General features: G+C 64.4%; 3 protein-coding genes. 1 reads left to right on the plus strand and 2 read right to left on the minus strand.

Features of this window, described 5'->3' with window-relative positions:
• The first annotated feature begins 1,028 nt into the window (after positions 1 to 1,028).
• Positions 1,029 to 1,223 (plus strand): hypothetical protein, encoded by a 195-nt coding sequence (locus AC1DY5_RS53635; protein ID WP_478122354.1) that lies wholly within the window; start codon positions 1,029 to 1,031, stop codon positions 1,221 to 1,223.
• A 153-nt stretch (positions 1,224 to 1,376) separates the two neighbouring features.
• Here AC1DY5_RS53635 and AC1DY5_RS53640 read toward each other — a convergent pair whose 3' ends face one another.
• Both AC1DY5_RS53640 and AC1DY5_RS53645 read right to left on the minus strand, forming a co-directional pair.
• Positions 1,377 to 1,529 carry a hypothetical protein gene (locus tag AC1DY5_RS53640; protein ID WP_478122355.1) on the minus strand — a complete coding sequence of 51 codons (153 nt, stop codon included), beginning with the start codon at positions 1,527 to 1,529 and terminating at the stop codon, positions 1,377 to 1,379.
• Between the two features lie 162 nt (positions 1,530 to 1,691).
• Positions 1,692 to 1,918, minus strand: a 227-nt coding sequence (locus AC1DY5_RS53645; protein WP_478122356.1) for a hypothetical protein, incomplete at its 5' end; no start/stop codon positions are given.

The following is a 1,918-nucleotide window of genomic DNA, read 5'->3' on the forward strand; positions in this document are numbered from 1 at the left end:
CCACCACCGTTTGCTTGTGCACGTCCAGGCCCGCGCAGCGCGGATAGATGACTTCCATGATCGCCTCCAATGTGCGGCGACATCGGCGTGCGGCCCACGTCATCGAAGTCTGAGATGCGTGCTCAAGGGCGCCAAGCCCCAGGCGACAGTACGGGGTGCTCGTGGAGCCGCGGGTCCAACTGAAATACGGGTTCGAGGCACCAAGTACAAACCGACCTCTTTGCCGGACGCCGCCCATCAATTACAGCAAAGTTTGATGCATCGCGGGTCACGCAAAGATCACCCCCAAGGCTTGCCCACTTCGGTTGGCCGCCCCCCCTCTCCGGGGGCAACCCCAGCGGGCCGGCAAAGCCGGTTCCGCGGGGTGGGCCGTTCCCGTTTCATGCGTCGCGGGTCACGCGAGCGTGGTGGAAAACTGAAATGACCGCTGGGGATTCGCGCTCAGGGCTCCCCATGGGCCCTTTCAGCCCTACGTTTCTCAATGGCAGTATGGCCCTGAGGGGTCACCCTCATCACCACCGCATGCGCTGCATAGCAATAGTGCCCCCGCGTGAACAGCACCGGGGGAAGGTCCGCCTCTATCATCTGCGCAGCTTTCAATACCTGCAGCTTTTCGATGTCTGCTTGGTTATCGATTGTCAGGGGGGTCCGAGCGACGCACAGGCGCTCTAGAAGTTCGTACGGCATTGCTTTCTCGTCTCCTCATGGTCGTGCGCGCCGTCCAAATATGGCGCCTTGAGGCTCGCAGAGTTGCTCTCGGTTGACGCCGCCCACAGGCGCATCGGAGCGGCATCCTGCCACGGTTAGACATCGCGCGCGGAGTTGGGTTCGCCCCGTTTACCCTCGGAAATTAGGCGCGGTGCTCACCTCCGAGTGGGTTCCCGATTGCTCGCCTCCGGGCCTCCGGCTTTGAGGCTCTGCGACGCCTGTGCCTGACGTGCAGGTGGGGCCGAGCCGCGCGCCGCCGACGAACTTCCTAGAAGGGCGCATAGTGGTCTCTTCTGGCTTTGCCGGGAGAGGAACGTCTGATGACGGAGCTGGACATGGCGCGACGCCGCGGGCTCCTTGTATGGGACGCCGCGTGCGAACGATTGAAGAACGCGCTGCACGCTGCTCCACATATGCCCCCCGCAACGCCCGAGCAAGTCGTGGAAGCGCTGCGACTCGCCCGCAAGGCCCTCGACGAGCTTGAACTGGCGTTTGCACCCGACGCCGACCGTTGACCTTGGACGCGGGCCCGCGCGCAGGACGCTGCGGCCCAGGGCGGTTTTCTCGTGGTCGGAACTTCGGCGGCACGGTGGTGTTGCAGGCGCCCGCGGAAGAACTGTTGCCGCAGGTCGTCGCTGCGGCTAGCTGCTAGCTTGGCTAGCAGCGGGTCAGAGCTTCGGCTTCGCGAAGCCGGCCGCGTTCTCGTCAGCGCCAGGCTCGCCTTCGTCAGAGTGCGGATTGGCTGGCGCGTCGTCGGTGGGAAATTCCGGCTCTACGGGAAGCTGCACGGGATCATCCGGCGGTGGTTTGGGGTTGGTCATTCCGGCTTGCTCCTTCACCTGTGACGGTAGTCCAAAGAGCGCACAAATGCTGTAGGAGACAAGCGACGCCGGTGCGCGAGCGCGCCAAGCCGAAGCAACCGCCGCAGGAACCGTCGTTCTTCTAACCGCGCTGAAAGCGTGGTGCAGGAGCGCGGCAACGTGTCACATCTCGGTCTGCGGAGCAACGGCATCACGTCCATGAATCGCGCTGGTGCCGTGATGGAAGAGGCGATCAAGGCGATGCGCGCCTACCGTACGCGCCTGCTGCGCGAAGGACGCCCAATCGAAGCGCGGGCCGTTCGGCGCTGCATTGATCTTGCAAAAGGGGCGCTTTAGAGGGGCCTGGGGCGTGGGAACGGACCCCTGGGAACCCGCATGCAGCCGTGGTG

The organism is Variovorax sp. P4_D9 (genome assembly GCF_056401695.1).